Here is a 16,581-nt window from a genome sequence, read left to right as displayed (position 1 = left end):
GAGCTCACTGTGCCCGCGCGCATGCGTCAATCAGGCGGTCTTCGTCGTATGCGTACGCTGCAATCCGGCAAGGGGCCGGTGTTCCTGAAGCTCAACCACCTGCACAGCGATACCGTCTCCAAGATCGAGGCTGTGCTGCACAATGTCGAACGGCCATCGCGCGGCCGATTCCACGAAAATCGCGGAACGAATTATCGCGAGCGCATGATCGAGATGCATATCTCGGAAATTGGATTCTGCTCCGGCCATAGTGCCTCCGGCGTCTATGTCGACGAGTTCGCACGTACCACGGTGCCGGGCCTGTATGCCGCCGGCGACATGGCCAGCGTTCCGCATAATTACATGCTCGGCGCCTTCACCAACGGCGCGGTGGCGGGAGAGCACGCAGCGGAGTTCGCCGAGAGCATCGATCTTCCCGAGTACGATCCCGGTGACGTCGTCCGCGAGCAGGCACGCGTGCTGGCGCCGACGCGCCGGGAGGACGGGATTCCGCCCAACCAGCTCGAATACAAGACACGGCGCTTCGTGAACGACTATCTTCAGCCGCCGAAGGTTACGGCAAAGATGAAGATCGGGCAGGCGCGATTTGGCGAGATTCGCGACGACGTGGAAAACGCCATGGTGGTACGCGATGCGCACGAACTGATGCGATCGCTCGAAGTCGCATCCATTCTGGACTGCGCCGAGATGGCAGCGTTCGCTTCGCTATTCCGCACCGAGAGCCGATGGGGTCTCTATCATCATCGTGTCGAATATCCGGAAAAGAACGATGACGAGTGGTTCTGCCACAGCATCCTGCGCAAGCAGAACGGACAGATGACGGCAGAGAAGCGGCCGGTCGCGCCCTATGTCGTCCCGATCGAAGAATCCGAGCGCTCCGCCTACGACCGCCAGCGCATCCGCCAGCACGCCTGAGAGACGGGACCACCACATGCCGATTGCCCATACGCCCACCACCGTTCCTGTCGTTGTCGATGAGGCCAAATGCATCGCCGACAAGGGATGCACGGTCTGTGTCGACGTCTGCCCGCTCGACGTGCTCCGGATCAGCGATCTCACGGGTAAGGCCTACATGAAATATGACGAGTGCTGGTATTGCATGCCGTGCGAGGCCGATTGCCCGACCGGCGCCGTGACCGTCAACATTCCCTATCTGCTGCGCTAACATGACGGCGTTCGAGCCATTCGAGGCGTTCGGCGACCTCGACGAGATTTCAGAACGGCTGGAAAGTCCGGATCCGGCGGTGCGGCGTCTCGCGGTCATCGACCTCGTGGAGACGTCGAGCGGAGAGGCCATTCCGCTGCTGGTGCAGGCGGCGGGCGATCCAGATGCAGCCGTCAGGCTGCAGACGGCGCGGGCGCTGGGCGAATTCGACGGCGTCGATGTAGCCAAGGCACTGGTCGGCGTCGTGACCGATTCCGAGACAGCGGTGGCCCAGGCGGCCGCTGACAGCCTCGCCGAACTTCGCGATTCCGCAGCCAGCGTCGTGTTGCTTCCCCTGGTGACGCATTCATCGCCCTTCGTGCGCACGGCGATCCTTCGCGCGCTCAAGGCGCTACAGGTCGGCGCTTCGCTGGGGCCGGCGATTGCCGCACTTGGTGACCATGACTCCGCCGTGCGGGTGCAGGCGGTGGGCGTGATCGGTTATCTGAAGAAGACCGAGACACTGCCCTCGCTGATCCATGCGACCAGGGACGAGAACGCCGACGTCAGGCTTGCCGCTATCAATGCACTGTCGTTTGCACGCAATGAGGCGGCGGCACAGGCCGCCGCGGACGCGCTCTCGGACCGGGAATGGCAAGTGAGGGCGGTGGCGGCCGAGACGATCGGACGGATTGGCCAGATTTCGGTGGCGACAGCGCTGATCCAATCGCTCGGCGACAGCTACTGGCAGGTGCGTCAGAAGGCGTTGCAGAGCCTGGGCAAGCTCCACGCTCGCCCCGCCGTGGACGCCATCATTCCATTCCTCGATGACGCACTTCCTTCGTTACGCAAGGATGCCGCCGCGGCGCTCGGCGATATCGCCGATCCGAAGGCTCGCGACGCACTTGGCACGCGCACGCAGGACGAAGACCCGGATGTGCGGAAAACCGTGATATGGGCGCTCGCACAGATTGAGGCGCGTAACTAGTCCTTGAACAGGATCGTCTCGAGCAGATCGACGCGCTTGATCCTGATGACGCTGTCCTCGATGGCGATGATGCGCTTGGCCTGAAAGCGCTTCAGCATCATTGTGACCCACTGGCGGGTCGAGCCCACCATTGCCGCGATCTGGTCGTGGGTTACCTTGCGATTGATGACGATGGTATCGCCGTCGGAAACTCCGTAGAGTTCGGACATATTTAGTAGATACTGCGCCAGCCGCTCGATCACCGAGCGGGTCCCCAGGATCTGCGCCATCGAGGAATAGCACTTGCCCTTGGCGACCAGCCCGTCGATCAGGGCCAGCGCGAAGGTTGGCATCTGCACCAGAAGCTTGTGCAAGGTGGTGCCGGACAATGCCGTGATCTCGCAATCCTCGATCGCAATGCCTGACCACATATGCGCGCCGCCGCCGGTTATCTCCGGCCCGCCAATGAAATGGCCGGGCGTCCAATAGGCGAGGGTGATCTCGCGGCCGGAAGGAGCCGTGTAATAGACCCGAACCTGCCCGCGCCTGATGATGAATATACCGTCGTGATGTTCGCCCTGATTGAACACCATCTGTCCCTGGGGGACAGGAAAAGTACGGCCTGCAGCGTGGACCTCCGCCATCTGCTCGGCCGAGAGGCGATCGAGAAAGTGCGCGCCGACGTTCAACCCGTCGATGGACTCGCTCATGAACAGGGCGGATTCCGCGCGAGTACGCGGTCTGGATACGACGGCAGGTCGTTCCCTGGCCGGCCAATCAAGTTGTGCGACGGCGCCAGTCCTGGCCACCAGGGGCAAGGAATCAGGCTCGGAAGCTTCTTTCAGTGTCGTCATTGCCGTCAGTTCGCCCTGCGATTTCGCAAATAGCTAAATGGGACGGAATGGCAAAGTCCACTTCTTTGAACGAGTCGAAATACACTTAGCAAAGGTCATGCGTAAACGAGCTGTTGTCGAAATGATTTGTCTGCCCGACGCGCCGGAACGAGAAAATCATTTGACGCGCGTGCAAGCCACATTGCGACGGAATCGCGACGAGCGTGGGGAACAGCCGCTACGCAAGTAATTGCTTCAGCCGTCAGCGCGAACGCTCGATAGTCCGGATCGCGCGTTCAAGCTGGCGCGGTGTGCCGGCCATCGATAGTCGAGGACAGGCCAATGATTTCTTCTGGTGTTGTGAGAATAGCCGCGGCTGTCGCGGTTGCGATATTCGGTTTCACCGGCTTGTCCCGTGCCGAAACCATTCGTGTCGCAGTCGGAACGCAGGACACGACGATCAACTGCGCAACCGGCGGACTTCTGATCCGCGAGCTGAAGCTTCTGGAGAAATTCCTGCCGCGCGACGGCAAGTACAAGGACGTCACCTACGACATCCAGTGGAAGAATTTCACCAGCGGTGCGCCGCTGACCAATGAGATGGTCGCCGGTAAGCTTGATCTGGGCGCGATGGCAGACTTCCCCGGTTCGCTGAACGGTGTGGCTTTCCAAAAGGCCGGGCGACGCAGCCTGTTCATCAGCGTGCTCTCCGGCAGCACCAAGGGCAGCGGCAACGGCATCGTGGTGCCGGTGAACTCTCCCGTGCAGTCGATCGCCGACCTCAAGGGCAAGACGATCTCTGTTCCCTTTGCATCTACCTCACATGGCATGTTGCTCCGGGCCATCGAGGCCAAGGGATGGAATCCGGAAACGGACGTTAACATCATCACGCAGGCACCTGAGGTCGCGGGTCCGGCGCTGCAGGCAAACAAGATCGAGGCCCATGCGGATTTCGTACCTTTCGCGGAACTGTTTCCGTGGCGCGGCTTTGCACGCAAGATCTTTGACGGCTCACAGGCGAACGCGCCAACCCTGCATGGATCGCTGGTGGACGCGGAATACGCCGACAAATATCCCGAGATCGTCGTCGCCTACCTGCGCGCCGCCCTGGAGGCCGACCGCCTGATTGCGGAAGAGCCCGAGAAGTACAGCGAGCTCATCACCAAGGTGACAGGCATCGAAGCGGAAGTGGCCTATCTGTTCCACGGACCGCTCGGCCTGCAAACGCGCAGCGTGGCCTGGAAGCCGGAGTATCGTCAGGCGATTGCTACCTCGATCAAGACGTTAAGGCACCTCAAACGCGCCGACAGCGATCTCGACATCAATCAGTTCGTGACCGACAAGTTCATACGTATCGCTCTGTCGCAGGTCGGACGCGATTACGACGCCGAACTGAAGGACTACGCCCAGCTTCCCCTGAAAGCCAAGGATGCGACCACTGGAACCGACATCACGGACTTCGGCCGGGTCGCGCAGATCTGGGTCAAGGACGAGCCCAAGCTCCGTCACTTCAGCTCGCCTGAGAATGCGCTGAAGGCGCTCGCTGGGCTTGAGAAGGAGGGCAAGGCGATCCGGGTCGTTTACGCGCAGGATCGCGATAGCGGCATCAAGCTGTTCGCAAACCAGGCCTGGTTCGTTCGCTCGGCCAAAGGTGAGTTGAGCGCGTTCCTGCTCAAGGACGGCGCCAAAAAGTGGTCGAAGGAGCACGGCGGTGACGTGATCGATTACGCTGGTGCGCGCGAATCGCTGGTGGCGAGTCGCTAGGCGATGGCAGTGGGGCGCATGGTGGAGCGGGTGCCTGGGGTACGATGGCTCGTACGTGCCGGCTCGATCCTGGCATGCATCGGGCTCTGGCAGCTTGCGTCGTCGCTCCATGTCAACCTCGGCATCGTGACATTCCGCAATGTTCCGCCGCCGACCGAGGTCGTGCAGTCCGCCATCGTGCTGTTGAAGTCGCCGAAGCTGCTGGCGCACGTCAGCAGCAGCCTGTGGCGGGTGTTTGCGGGCTACGGCGCTGCGGTGGTGATCGGGATATCCCTCGGCTTCGCGATCGGACGGTCGCGTACCGCCAGTGACCTGTTGCTGCCGCCGCTCGAATTGCTGCGGCCGATCCCGGCGGTGGCGTGGATACCGCTGTCGATCCTGATCTTCCCGTCGTCCGAGCTCTCGATGATCTACATCACCTTCATCGGCGCGCTGTTTCCCATCATCCTGAACACCGTGCACGGCGTCGCCAACATCGACCGCAGGCTCGTCGCATCGGCGCGCAGCCTTGGCGGTACGCCGGCCGCGATCCTGCGTGAAATCGTACTGCCGGGTGCCGCACCCAGCATCGTCATCGGGCTAGCCATCGGCATGGGCACGTCGTGGTTCTGCCTCGTTACCGCAGAGATGATCTCCGGCCAGTTCGGGATCGGTTATTACACATGGGAAGCGTACACGCTGCAGAACTATGCCGACATCATCGTCGGCATGCTGGTGATCGGCCTGCTCGGAATGGGCAGCAGCTGGCTGTTGACAACGCTCGGTCACCATTTGATGCCCTGGCGGCATCCGACGGTCGCGCGATGAACATCCGAGTCACCGATATTCCGGCGCAAACCGTCGGGCGCATCGATGTCGCCCATGTCTCGATTTCGCTCGGGGAGGGCGCGGACGCTTTCGAGGCGGTCCGCGACCTCAATTTCGCGGTCGCGGCGGGCGAATTGATCTGCGTCCTCGGTCCGTCTGGCTGTGGCAAATCGACCTTGCTCGGCGCGCTGGCAGGGCATCTGGAAGTAACGCAAGGCCAGCTCACCGTCGATGATCAGCCGCTCCTCGGGCCCAGCCCCGATCGGGGGATCGTATTCCAACAGCATACCTTGTTTCCCTGGAAGCGGGTCCGCGACAATGTCGCGTTTGGACCGAAGATGCGCGGCCTCGGAAAGGCCGAGCGGCGCATGGCCGCGGACCAAATTCCGAAGCTGGTCGGCCTTGAGGGGTTTGAAAAATTCTATCCCTCGCAACTCTCCGGGGGCATGCAGCAGCGCGTCGAGATCGCTCGCGTCCTCATCAACCAGCCCCGCGTCCTCTTGATGGACGAGCCTTTCGGTGCGCTTGATGCTCAGACGCGCAGCCTGATGCAGGAAGTGTTGCTGGACATCTGGACCAAAATTCCGACGACCACGGTGTTCGTGACCCACGACATCGAGGAGGCGCTCTTTCTCGCGGACCGGATCATCGTCATGAGCGCGCGCCCCGGACGGGTGATCGACGACATCCGCCTGCCGTTCGCGCGCCCGCGCCACACCGAGCTCGTGACCGAGAGCGAGTTCGTACGTCTGAAACGCCACATCCTGGATCGCCTGCGGCGCCCGGACGGTTTCTCACTACTGCCGCGGCTAAGTCCGCTCGGCGTGCCGGCTGAATAGATCAATCGTGTCTTCCCGATGGGCTGACGCGCGAGGCATCGACAAATGAAACGAAGCGCCAAGTGAAGAGGACTTTCAGAAGTGATTTCTTTTGCTTGAAGCTGCAGAGAACGATTTGGCTGTCGAGCAGAGAAAAGAGAACTTGAAACCATCGGTCCCGTGACGATCACTTCAGTGAGGTCATCAACGGTGTCGGCGCAAGCCAGACATCGTACAGCTGCTATCGTTCGCTCGCGGGCAACAAACCCGCCAGGCCCTCGGCTACTGATCTGAGAACATCGATTGCAGCCTTTCGAGCGTCGGCTTCGAAGAGCGTCCTGATAGCTGAAACCGAAAGAGCATCCCGCAGTCCACCATGCATGTCCATCAACGAACGGCCGCGGCGGTTACCTCTGGATCTCGTTCGCCAATCGAAACATAGAACCCTCTGTCCCGAATCTTCTCTCCTTCCGCGCTCGCTGGCTCGCGTGCCCTTGATTCACGATGGTAGTCTCGCATAAGTCGGCAGGTTCAGTGCGTTCTCCGGGACCAATGCTACCGACGGGTTGAGGATGGATGAAGGACGATTGTTTATCAGACAGCTCCGCTATGGGCCCCGCCCCCCTTCGCCAAATGCGCATCGAACGTGGAGGCTACGCTCCGGATCAAGAATCGGGAATCCTCAGCTACAAGCAGCCGGTTCGCCTCGACCGTGATCACGCCGTCGGCCAGCAATCGTTCGAACCGTTCGCGATCGATGATTGCCTCTTCAACAGTCCTGCCATGATCATGAGAGACCCGCGATAGATCGACGGCGAGATCGCACATGATGCGTTCGATAATCTCTGCGCGAAAGCGGTCGTCGGCGGAAATTGCGCAGCCTTTGACCGTTGCGAAATGTCCTGTGGCGACGCACTGAAGATAGTCACGGGTCGCCACGGCGTTCTGAACAAAACCTTGCGGCAGCCGTCCGATCGCGCTTGCGCCAAGGCCGATCGTCACCTTCTCCTGGTGATCAGTATATCCCTGGAAATTCCTATGCAATCGTCCTTCGCGCTGCGCGACCGCGAGGGGGTCGCTGCGAAGCGCGAAATGGTCCAGGCCGATCCGAACGTAGCCCGCGCACTGCAGCGCATCCGAGACCGCTTCCGACTGCGAGTGACGTTCGAGGCTGTCGGGCAGCGTGTTCTCGGCGATCCTGCGCTGATGCTTTTTGAAGGTCGGCACGTGAGCATAACCGAAGACCGCGAGGCGATCAGGCCGGAGTTCAACGCACTTCTCGACCGTCTCGAGACACGAGTCGATGCTCTGGTGCGGCAGGCCGTAGATCAGATCAAAATTGATGCCGCTGATGCCTGCCTGCCGCAGGCGGCACACCGCAACTGCGGTCTGTTCAAATGTCTGAATTCGATTGATCGAGCGTTGTACCAACGTATCGAAGCTCTGGACACCCAGGCTGGCGCGCGTGACTCCGCATTGAGCCATCGTCTTTGTCATCGGCTCCGTCAAAGTACGCGGGTCGACCTCAACGACGATCTCGACATCCGGAAGCACGATAAAGCAGCTACGCATCGCGCCGACGAGATCGGCAAAGACCTCGGGCATCATGACTGTCGGCGTCCCGCCACCGAAGTGGATGTGCGCCAAGGGCAGGCGATGCTGAAGCGTGTTGGTCAAAAGCTGCATCTCGCAGCGAACCGCCGCTGCATAGATAGACTCGTCACGTTTTGACACCGAGGTATGACAGCCGCAGTACCAGCACATCGACCGGCAGAACGGAACGTGCAGATAGAGGGACGCCGCACAGGAGACGGGGATGGCACGCAGCCAATCGACATAGGTCTTGCCATCGACGGCAGGAGAAAAGTGTGGCGCGCTCGGATAGCTCGTGTAGCGCGGTAGGCGCTCCTGTCCATAATGGTTCGCAAGCTCAATTCGCATGTCGTTCTCGTTTGATTCAACCTTATAAGGCTAGCGCGATGGAAGCAGAACACATCGCAGCTCAACTAGCCAGCTGACGGCCCTGCGGCACGTCAGGTCGCTGATTGGATGCCATAGTTCGCTGGACATCCTGGCGATGCATTCGACCGTGCGCCACAGCTGACGGGAGCAGGAGTCGGGCCAATTGCGACTGTTCAGCCCATACGTGCAGCACGCGCTTTCTGTCCGAAAGCAAACACGCTGCTTGTCTCAAATCCGCCAACCTGTTGCGAACGAGACGTTGCGCAGGAAAAACCCGAGGAAAAAAGCCCCGTCGTTTGCGTGGCCCAAATCCTGCAGTCCGATAGGCCGCGTGGAAAGCGCGCGCCCGCAAAGGGATCAGGGGTACCGTTGAGTCTTGACCTGCCAAGTTATGATGAGGCCTCCGGCCCGCCCCCGATGGCTGACGTTGCCGCTTGCCCGTTTCATACCGATCGATTCCGCCATGCGTACGGAGAGCGGGAGACATTGGTCTTGACCGAGGCATTGCGCGTGATCGGGCACGCCACCGGAAAGCTGTTCTCGGCAGTGAGCTGGCGCATCGTCAACTGCGCGCGCCAACCTTTTGACGCGGCGCGTTGCCCGTGGAATTCCGGTAGGGGTAAGCATGTTCAGGTCGATTTGAGCGATCATCGCGCCCTTCGACGCGCCATAGCTGAGGTCAAGGAGCGGCTCAACGGCGAGCCGCTGCATGTGCTGATCTACAGCGCCGATTACACTCTAGGCGACAGCCCTCCAGGAGAAGGTGATTGAATTGGTGTTCAGCCGGAGAGGGGAATGAGCCTTGTACAGCTTCCTCGAACAGATTGTTGCAGACCATATGATCCGCACGCCGAAGGTCGTCACGCACGACCTCACATTGCGTGAACTCTGTGATCTCTTCGAAAGGGACGATTTCAACGCCTATCCCGTTGAAGAACACTCGCAAGTCATTGGAGTGGTCTCAAAGTTCGATGTCATGGCGAGCTTTGTCTTCACCCGCGCTCGCATCATGCCGCGCCATGACGATCTGATGAAATTGACGGCTATGGACGTGATGACGCCGGAGTTCATTTATGTCGGAACAGAGACGAAATTGACGAGGGTGCTTGAGCTCATAGTCAATCATCGGATCAGAAGCATGCCGGTAATCGAGAGGGAGCAACTTGCCGGTATGATTGCGCGCAGCGACGTACTGCGCGCTTTACAACGGTGCTCCCACGGCACCTAGCAGCTGCAACAGGAGGGTCGCTATGCCCGTTGATTCGAAACTTGTTTCTTTAGGGGTGGTTTCGGTTTTCACGATTTTCGCCGCCTTCCTGGTCTGGGTTGGCTCTCACGGGGCGGCAGCAAAACAGCCCACGTCGAATGCCCGAAGGCAACGCGCCTTCTGAACCGCTCGCGCGCCAGCAACTGGTCTGGCCTGCCCTGATCGAACTAAAGCGGAATCCGGGCTGCCGGGAGAGATGCCCTCCGCAGAGAGAAGCGGACAATGTACCCACCTCAAACCACCAAATGGATGACCCATGGCGAAGCCGGGTTAACGATGTTTTTCGCGGTGATGGCCTATCTGTGCCTGTTCGCTGCGGCCAAGGCGCAGGATACGGCATTCGCCTTCCATGCGGCGCTGTCCTCAGCCGCCAGCCTGGCGGCAGTGATCGCCATCGGCAACCGGTATTTCGAGCGCCGGGCAGCATGGCCGCGGGAAATCAACGGCCGCCCCAACTACAACATGGGCCCGATCAAATTCTCGGCGGTCATGTCGGTGATCTGGGGCATCGCGGGATTTGCGGTCGGGCTGCTGATCGCTTCCCAGCTTGCATGGCCTTCACTCAATCTCGATCTGCCCTGGACCAGCTTCGGCCGTCTGCGGCCGCTGCATACTTCGGCAGTGATCTTCGCTTTCGGCGGTAACGTGCTGATCGCAAGCTCGTTCTATGTCGTGCAGAAGACTTGCCGCAGCCGATTGGCGGGTGATCTCGCGCCGTGGTTCGTCGTCATCGGCTACAACTACTTCATCCTGGTTGCCGGTACCGGCTATCTGCTCGGCGTAACCCAGTCCAAGGAGTATGCCGAACCGGAATGGTACGCCGATCTCTGGCTGACGATCGTCTGGGTCGTTTATCTGCTGGTCTTCCTGGGGACCATCATCAAGCGGAAAGAACCGCATATCTTCGTCGCCAACTGGTTCTATCTCGCCTTCATCGTCACCATCGCCGTGCTGCATCTCGGCAACAATCCCGCGGTGCCGGTCTCGCTGTTCGGCTCGAAGTCCTACGTGGCCTGGGCCGGTGTCCAGGACGCGATGTTCCAGTGGTGGTACGGACATAACGCCGTCGGCTTCTTCCTGACCGCCGGCTTCCTCGCCATCATGTACTACTTCATTCCGAAGCGCGCCGAGCGGCCGATTTATTCCTACCGGCTGTCGATCATCCATTTCTGGTCGCTGATCTTCCTCTACATCTGGGCCGGTCCGCACCATCTGCACTACACGGCGCTGCCGGACTGGGCGCAGACGCTCGGCATGACCTTCTCGATCATGCTGTGGATGCCCTCCTGGGGCGGCATGATCAACGGCCTGATGACGCTCTCGGGAGCCTGGGACAAGCTTCGCACCGATCCCGTGCTGCGCATGCTCGTGGTGTCGGTCGCTTTTTACGGCATGTCGACCTTCGAAGGGCCGATGATGTCGATCAAGGTGGTGAATTCGCTCAGCCACTATACCGACTGGACCATCGGCCACGTGCATTCGGGCGCGCTGGGCTGGGTCCGCTTCGTTTCCTTCGGCGCGCTGTATTGCCTCGTGCCCTGGCTGTGGGATCGCAAGGGCCTCTACAGCCTGAAGCTCGTCAACTGGCACTTCTGGATCGCGACGCTGGGCATCGTGCTCTACATCTCCGCGATGTGGGTGTCCGGAATCCTGCAGGGCCTGATGTGGCGGTCCTACACATCGCTCGGCTTCCTCGAATATTCCTTCATCGAGAGCGTCGAAGCGATGCATCCCTTCTACATCATCCGAGCAGCGGGAGGCGCGCTTTTCCTGGTCGGTTCACTGATTATGGCCTTTAATCTCTGGATGACGGTGCGGGTCGCCGAGGCCGAGGTGAAGTCGCCACTCGCTCTTCAGCCGGCCGAATGAGGAACTCGTCAATGTCTGTCTGGACGCGACATCAGATTTTCGAGAAAAACTCGATCATCCTGATCGAGGGGATTCTCGCGGTGATCGCGATCGGCGGCCTGGTCGAGATCACTCCGCTATTCTACTTGAAGAGCAGGATCGAGGTGGTCGATGGGGTGCGACCCTATACGCCGCTAGAGCTTTGCCGCAAGAGTTCCGCTGCAACTGGCCCAAATCCTGCACCGCTTCCGCGCGAGGGAAGGTGGGCTGCGGCGACAGAATGGGTGGTTCGGTTGGGTTTCGCTCTGCCAAGAGACGACACGGTTGCTGGTCCAGCGTCGGCGATGGAGGCCGGCTGCCCGCTTCACGCCGACAGATCCCACATCTAGCAGGGCAACCGGACGCGGCGCTGTGATCGGCCGGGCTCAAGGTTGGTGCTGCTGCCACCGCTCCGCAACGGCTTGCAATCTATCAAAGTGTCTTTGCATGTGTGGTGCTGGTCTGCTTCTTGCTATCCGAACGTCAGCAATTCGTCACAGCCGGTAACGGATCGCATGGGAGGCGTCATGAGCGCGGCGACGGAAACTTATTACAGCGTGATCAGGCGGCAGGGCATCACGCGTCGGAGCTTTCACAAGTTCTGCAGCCTGACCGCTACGAGTCTCGGGCTCGGCCCGCTCGCGGCGAGCCGAATTGCCAATGCGCTCGAGACCAGGCCGCGCGTTCCAGTCATCTGGATGCACGGCCTTGAATGCACCTGCTGCTCGGAAAGTTTCATCCGCTCCGCGCATCCTCTGGTGAAGGACGCCGTGCTGTCGATGATCTCGCTCGACTATGACGACACCATCATGGCGGCCGCCGGACACCAGGCGGAGGCGATCCTCGAAGAAACCCGCGCCAAGCACAAGGGCAAGTATCTGCTCGCGGTTGAAGGCAATCCGCCACTGAACGAAGGTGGAATGTTCTGCATCGACGGCGGCAAGCCGTTCGTCGAGAAGCTGAGGATGATGGCCGAGGACGCGATGGCGATCATTGCCTGGGGCGCCTGCGCTTCCTGGGGCTGCGTGCAGGCCGCGAAACCCAATCCTACGCAGGCAACGCCCATCGACAAGGTGATCACCAACAAGCCGATCATTAAGGTGCCGGGCTGTCCGCCGATCGCAGAAGTCATGACCGGCGTCGTCACCTTCATCACTACTTTCGGCAAGCTGCCAGAACTCGACCGCCAGGGCCGGCCGAAAATGTTCTACTCGCAGCGCATCCACGACAAATGCTATCGGCGGCCGCATTTCGACGCTGGCCAGTTCGTGGAGAAATGGGACGATGAAGGAGCGCGCAAGGGCTATTGCCTCTACAAGATGGGCTGCAAAGGCCCAACCACCTACAATGCCTGCTCGACCGTGCGCTGGAACGGTGGGGTGTCCTTCCCGATCCAGTCAGGCCATGGCTGCATCGGCTGCTCTGAGGACGGATTCTGGGACAAGGGCTCGTTCTACGACCGTCTCACCAACATCAAGCAGTTCGGCATCGAGAAGAATGCCGATCAGATCGGCGTGGCGGCGGCCGGCGCCGTCGGCGCGGCGGTGGCCGCGCATGCGGCCGTGACCGCGGTGAAGCGCCTCGCCAGCAAGCGGGAAGATGCCGCGAAAGACCACTAGTCAAACTCAGGAAGATGATGATGGTCCTTCAGACACCCAACAGGTTCAAGCTCGACAATTCCGGCAAGCGGATTGTCGTCGATCCGCTGACCCGGATCGAAGGTCACATGCGCGTCGAGGTGAATGTCGACTCCGATAATGTAATCCGTAATGCAGTTTCCACGGGCACGATGTGGCGCGGTATCGAGACGATCTTGAAGGGGCGCGATCCGCGCGACGCCTGGGCGTTTACCGAACGGATTTGCGGAGTCTGCACGGGAACCCACGCGCTCACTTCAGTGCGTGCCGTGGAGAATGCGCTCGGCATCACGATCCCCGACAATGCCAACTCGATCCGCAATATCATGCAGCTTTGCCTGCAGGTGCATGACCATCTCGTGCATTTCTATCACTTGCATGCCCTTGACTGGGTCGACATCGTCTCGGCGCTGAAGGCCGATCCCAAAGCGACCTCTGCGCTGGCGCAGTCGGTGTCGTCCTGGCCGCTGTCGTCGCCTGGATACTTCAAGGATCTGCAGATCAGGCTGACCAAGTTCGTGGAGTCGGGTCAGCTCGGTCCGTTCAAGAACGGCTATTGGGGGCACGCCGCCTACAAGCTGCCACCGGAAGCCAACCTGATGGCGGTCGCCCACTATCTGGAGGCGCTCGATTTCCAAAAGGAGATTGTCAAGATCCACACCATCTATGGCGGCAAGAACCCGCATCCGAACTGGCTGGTTGGTGGCGTGCCCTGCGCCATCAATGTCGACGACGTCGGTGCGGTTAGCGCCATCAATATAGAGCGACTCAACCTGGTTTCCTCCATCATCGACCGCTGCATCGAGTTCACCGAAAAGGTCTATCTGCCTGACGTTGTCGCGATCGGATCGTTCTACAAAGACTGGCTGTTCGGCGGCGGCCTGTCCGGCAAGAGCGTGATGTCCTATGGCGACATTCCCGAGCACGCCAACGATTTCTCGGCGAAGAGCCTGAAGCTGCCGCGCGGCGTGATCATCAACGGCAACCTCAACGAGGTGCTGCCAATAGACCATAGTGATCCCGCGCAGATCCAGGAATTCGTCACGCATTCCTGGTACAAATATGCTGACGAGTCGAAAGGCCTGCATCCCTGGGACGGCGTCACCGAGCCGAACTACCAACTCGGGCCCAAGACCAAGGGCACCAAGACCGACATCAAGGAGCTGGACGAAGGCGGCAAGTATTCCTGGATCAAGGCGCCGCGCTGGCGCGGCCACGCGGTCGAGGTCGGTCCGCTAGCCCGCTACATCGTAGGCTATGCGCAGAATGAACCGGAATTCAAGGAGCCGACCGAGAAGCTGCTCAAGACGCTCGGTCTTCCGGTTTCCGCACTGTTCTCGACGCTTGGCCGCACGGCGGCGCGCGCGCTCGAATGCGAATGGGCGGCGCACCAGATGCGCTATTTCCAGGACAAGCTGGTGGCGCGCATCAAGGCCGGCGATACGTCGACGGCCAACGTCGAGAAATGGAAGCCGGAAAGCTGGCCCAAGGAAGCCAAAGGCTACGGTTTCACCGAGGCGCCGCGGGGCGCGCTCGCGCACTGGATCAAGATCAAGGATACCAGGATCGACAACTATCAATGCGTCGTGCCGACAACATGGAACGGCTCGCCGCGCGATCCGAAGGGCAATATCGGGGCGTTTGAAGCCTCGTTGATGGATACGCCAATGGCCGATCCCGAGAAGCCGCTGGAGATCCTGCGGACGATCCATTCCTTCGATCCGTGCCTGGCCTGCTCGACCCACGTCATGAGTCCTGACGGACAGGAAATGGCGATCGTCAAAGTGCGATAGGAGCGGGTCATGATCGATAGTACTCCTCACGCCGTCGCCGCCGAGATTGCCGTCGACGCCGCGCGGACCGATCGCAGTGTCGAGCGTAACGTCGTCTATGTCTACGAAGCGCCAGTACGGCTCTGGCACTGGATCAACGCGCTGGCGATCCTGGTGCTGGGATTGACGGGCTATTTCATCGGCAGCGCGACTCCGACCGTGTCGGGAGAAGCGAGTGACAACTTCCTGTTCGGCTACATCCGCTTCGCGCATTTCGCCGCCGGCTACGTGCTCGCGGTCAGCTTCCTCTTGCGCGTCTACTGGGCATTCATGGGCAATCCCCACGCCAAGCAGATCTTCTTCGTGCCGGTCTGGCGCAGGAGCTGGTGGGGGGAAGTGCTTCACGAAATCCGCTGGTATGCCTTCCTGATCGACCAGCCGAAGAAGTATGTCGGGCACAATCCGCTCGCCCAGCTCACGATGTTCTTCATGTACACGGTCACTGTCTTGTTCATGATCGTGACCGGCTTCGCGCTCTACGGGGAGGGAGCCGGGCACGACAGTTGGCAATACAAGCTGTTCGGCTGGGTATTCTCGATCTGGCCGAACAGCCAGGACGTCCACACCTGGCATCATCTCGGCCTGTGGATCATTGTCACCTTCGCCATCGTCCACATCTATGTGGCGATCCGCGAGGACATCATGTCGCGCCAAAGCATCATCTCCTCGATGATCTCGGGCGAGCGCGAATTCCGGGATTGATGCCGTGTGTCTCAATTCCGCGACGGACGGAGGAACTGGAGTAGTGCCTAAAATCCTCGTGCTCGGGACCGGCAACATCCTTTGGGCGGACGAAGGCTTCGGCGTGCGGGTGGTGGAGGAATTCCACCGCCGCTACGCGGTGCCGGACAATGTGACCATTCTCGATGGCGGCACCCAGGGTCTCTATCTCGTGAGCTATCTTGAGGAGGCTGACCGCCTGATCGTGTTCGATGCTATCGACTACGGGCTCGAACCGGGACAGCTCCGGCTCGTACGCGATGACGAGGTGCCGAAGTTCACCGGCGCCAAGAAGATGAGCCTGCATCAGACCGGCTTCCAGGAGGTTCTGAGCGCGGCGGAACTGCTCGGCCGCTGCCCGCAGCATCTCACCCTGATCGGCTGTCAGCCGCTCGATCTCAAAGACTGGGGCGGACCGTTGACCGGCCCGGTGCGCGATCAGATCGAACCGGCCATCGGGCTCGCTTGCGAACTCCTGGCGCAATGGGGATCGCCGGCGATCCCGCGGAGCGAGCCGCTGCCGGAGTTGGAGCGACTGCTGGCGAACGATATCGACCATTTTCATTATGAGATGCGGGTAGAGCCGGCCTAACCGGCGCATTGATCACTTGCGAGCGTTGCCATGTGCCTTGGCCTGCCGATGACGATCGTGGAAACCGACAGCGTGTCGGCACTATGCGAGTATTGCGGCGAGCGGCGGCGCGTCTCCGTGCTGCTGCTGTCGGAGCCGTCGGTCGGTGCCAAGGTGCTTGTCTATATCGACACCGCGATAAGGCTGTTGGATGATGACGAGGCGCGCCTGATCGCAGATGCCCTAGAAGGCCTTGGCGCGGCCCTTAATGGCCAGGATTACGACCGCTTCTTTGTGGACCTGGTCAACCGCGAACCGCAATTGCCCGAGCATCTGCGCTGATGGGTGTGGCAACTGAGCAGAAACATAGAC

The 16,581-nt window shown here is 60.5% G+C and carries 15 protein-coding genes and 2 pseudogenes; 15 read left to right on the top strand and 2 right to left on the bottom strand.

All coding sequences use genetic code 11. The features are described from left to right. From CQ12_RS26335 to CQ12_RS26325, 3 genes and pseudogenes are all read left to right on the top strand, one after another. A pseudogene (locus tag CQ12_RS26335) lies at window positions 1-915 on the top strand (fumarate reductase/succinate dehydrogenase flavoprotein subunit); the annotation flags it as partial. Between the two features lie 16 nt (window positions 916-931). Beyond that, the gene (locus CQ12_RS26330; protein WP_057838199.1) at window positions 932-1,165 is read left to right on the top strand and encodes a 4Fe-4S dicluster domain-containing protein; all 234 of its coding nucleotides are present in this window, start codon (window positions 932-934) and stop codon (window positions 1,163-1,165) included. Between the two features lies 1 nt (window position 1,166). After that, window positions 1,167-2,132 carry a HEAT repeat domain-containing protein gene (locus CQ12_RS26325; protein ID WP_057838198.1) on the top strand — a complete coding sequence of 322 codons (966 nt, stop codon included), beginning with the start codon at window positions 1,167-1,169 and terminating at the stop codon, window positions 2,130-2,132. Here CQ12_RS26325 and CQ12_RS26320 read toward each other — a convergent pair. Next, a complete protein-coding gene (locus tag CQ12_RS26320) occupies window positions 2,129-2,821 on the bottom strand; it encodes a Crp/Fnr family transcriptional regulator (protein WP_245310166.1) in 693 nt (230 codons plus the stop codon). The genes CQ12_RS26325 and CQ12_RS26320 overlap by 4 nt on opposite strands. Window positions 2,822-3,286: 465 nt before the next feature. On the opposite strand from CQ12_RS26320, the gene CQ12_RS26315 reads away from it, so the two are divergent. Genes CQ12_RS26315 through CQ12_RS26305 form a run of 3 tightly spaced genes read left to right on the top strand, consistent with a single transcriptional unit; the run spans window position 3,287 to window position 6,354 of the window. After that, window positions 3,287-4,708, top strand: a complete 1,422-nt coding sequence (locus CQ12_RS26315) for an ABC transporter substrate-binding protein (protein WP_057838197.1) — start codon at window positions 3,287-3,289, stop codon at window positions 4,706-4,708. Window positions 4,709-4,711: 3 nt separating this feature from the next. Beyond that, on the top strand, window positions 4,712-5,515 hold the full coding sequence (locus CQ12_RS26310; protein WP_057838196.1) for an ABC transporter permease: 804 nt from the start codon (window positions 4,712-4,714) through the stop codon (window positions 5,513-5,515). Continuing rightward, window positions 5,512-6,354 (top strand): ABC transporter ATP-binding protein, encoded by an 843-nt coding sequence (locus tag CQ12_RS26305; protein WP_057838195.1) that lies wholly within the window; start codon window positions 5,512-5,514, stop codon window positions 6,352-6,354. The genes CQ12_RS26310 and CQ12_RS26305 overlap by 4 nt, the downstream gene beginning before the upstream one ends. Window positions 6,355-6,927: 573 nt before the next feature. On the opposite strand, the gene hemN is transcribed toward CQ12_RS26305, so the two are convergent. Further along, window positions 6,928-8,274: an oxygen-independent coproporphyrinogen III oxidase gene (gene hemN / locus CQ12_RS26300; RefSeq protein ID WP_057838194.1), complete on the bottom strand. Its 1,347-nt coding sequence runs from the start codon at window positions 8,272-8,274 to the stop codon at window positions 6,928-6,930. A gap of 513 nt (window positions 8,275-8,787) precedes the next feature. Here hemN and CQ12_RS44250 point away from each other — a divergent pair. The 9 genes and pseudogenes from CQ12_RS44250 (at window position 8,788) to CQ12_RS26255 (ending at window position 16,551) form a co-directional block, all read left to right on the top strand. After that, window positions 8,788-9,066: a Rossmann-fold NAD(P)-binding domain-containing protein gene (locus tag CQ12_RS44250; RefSeq protein WP_157088516.1), complete on the top strand. Its 279-nt coding sequence runs from the start codon at window positions 8,788-8,790 to the stop codon at window positions 9,064-9,066. 31 nt (window positions 9,067-9,097) lie between these two features. Beyond that, window positions 9,098-9,523, top strand: a complete 426-nt coding sequence (locus CQ12_RS26290) for a CBS domain-containing protein (protein WP_057838192.1) — start codon at window positions 9,098-9,100, stop codon at window positions 9,521-9,523. 288 nt (window positions 9,524-9,811) lie between these two features. Next, window positions 9,812-11,431 carry a cytochrome-c oxidase, cbb3-type subunit I gene (gene ccoN, locus CQ12_RS26285; protein ID WP_157088517.1) on the top strand — a complete coding sequence of 540 codons (1,620 nt, stop codon included), beginning with the start codon at window positions 9,812-9,814 and terminating at the stop codon, window positions 11,429-11,431. Window positions 11,432-11,442: 11 nt separating this feature from the next. After that, window positions 11,443-11,625 (top strand): annotated as a pseudogene (locus tag CQ12_RS42780) (cbb3-type cytochrome c oxidase subunit II); the annotation flags it as partial. A gap of 351 nt (window positions 11,626-11,976) precedes the next feature. After that, window positions 11,977-13,068, top strand: a complete 1,092-nt coding sequence (locus CQ12_RS26275) for a hydrogenase small subunit (protein ID WP_057838205.1) — start codon at window positions 11,977-11,979, stop codon at window positions 13,066-13,068. A gap of 20 nt (window positions 13,069-13,088) precedes the next feature. Further along, entirely contained in the window at window positions 13,089-14,879 is a 1,791-nt protein-coding gene (locus CQ12_RS26270) for a nickel-dependent hydrogenase large subunit (protein ID WP_057838204.1), read from the top strand. A gap of 9 nt (window positions 14,880-14,888) precedes the next feature. Then, the gene (cybH, locus tag CQ12_RS26265; RefSeq protein ID WP_057838189.1) at window positions 14,889-15,620 is read left to right on the top strand and encodes a Ni/Fe-hydrogenase, b-type cytochrome subunit; all 732 of its coding nucleotides are present in this window, start codon (window positions 14,889-14,891) and stop codon (window positions 15,618-15,620) included. Between the two features lie 43 nt (window positions 15,621-15,663). After that, window positions 15,664-16,230 (top strand): HyaD/HybD family hydrogenase maturation endopeptidase, encoded by a 567-nt coding sequence (locus CQ12_RS26260; RefSeq protein ID WP_057838188.1) that lies wholly within the window; start codon window positions 15,664-15,666, stop codon window positions 16,228-16,230. A gap of 30 nt (window positions 16,231-16,260) precedes the next feature. Further along, a complete protein-coding gene (locus CQ12_RS26255) occupies window positions 16,261-16,551 on the top strand; it encodes a HypC/HybG/HupF family hydrogenase formation chaperone (RefSeq protein ID WP_057838187.1) in 291 nt (96 codons plus the stop codon). Window positions 16,552-16,581: the final 30 nt, after the last annotated feature.

This window comes from Bradyrhizobium jicamae, assembly GCF_001440395.1.
GTDB lineage: Bacteria > Pseudomonadota > Alphaproteobacteria > Rhizobiales > Xanthobacteraceae > Bradyrhizobium > Bradyrhizobium jicamae.
The sequence above is the reverse complement of the archived record's forward strand: the minus strand, read 5'-3'. Positions and strand labels throughout refer to the sequence as shown.

Coding starts and splice junctions, on each gene's coding strand:
- CQ12_RS26330 (WP_057838199.1), top strand. CDS start 932: ATGCCGATTGCCCATACGCCCACCACCGTTCCTGTCGTTGTCGATGAG.
- CQ12_RS26325 (WP_057838198.1), top strand. CDS start 1,167: ATGACGGCGTTCGAGCCATTCGAGGCGTTCGGCGACCTCGACGAGATT.
- CQ12_RS26320 (WP_245310166.1), bottom strand. CDS start 2,821: ATGAGCGAGTCCATCGACGGGTTGAACGTCGGCGCGCACTTTCTCGAT.
- CQ12_RS26315 (WP_057838197.1), top strand. CDS start 3,287: ATGATTTCTTCTGGTGTTGTGAGAATAGCCGCGGCTGTCGCGGTTGCG.
- CQ12_RS26310 (WP_057838196.1), top strand. CDS start 4,712: ATGGCAGTGGGGCGCATGGTGGAGCGGGTGCCTGGGGTACGATGGCTC.
- CQ12_RS26305 (WP_057838195.1), top strand. CDS start 5,512: ATGAACATCCGAGTCACCGATATTCCGGCGCAAACCGTCGGGCGCATC.
- hemN (WP_057838194.1), bottom strand. CDS start 8,274: ATGCGAATTGAGCTTGCGAACCATTATGGACAGGAGCGCCTACCGCGC.
- ccoN (WP_157088517.1), top strand. CDS start 9,812: ATGACCCATGGCGAAGCCGGGTTAACGATGTTTTTCGCGGTGATGGCC.
- CQ12_RS26275 (WP_057838205.1), top strand. CDS start 11,977: ATGAGCGCGGCGACGGAAACTTATTACAGCGTGATCAGGCGGCAGGGC.
- CQ12_RS26270 (WP_057838204.1), top strand. CDS start 13,089: ATGGTCCTTCAGACACCCAACAGGTTCAAGCTCGACAATTCCGGCAAG.
- cybH (WP_057838189.1), top strand. CDS start 14,889: ATGATCGATAGTACTCCTCACGCCGTCGCCGCCGAGATTGCCGTCGAC.
- CQ12_RS26255 (WP_057838187.1), top strand. CDS start 16,261: ATGTGCCTTGGCCTGCCGATGACGATCGTGGAAACCGACAGCGTGTCG.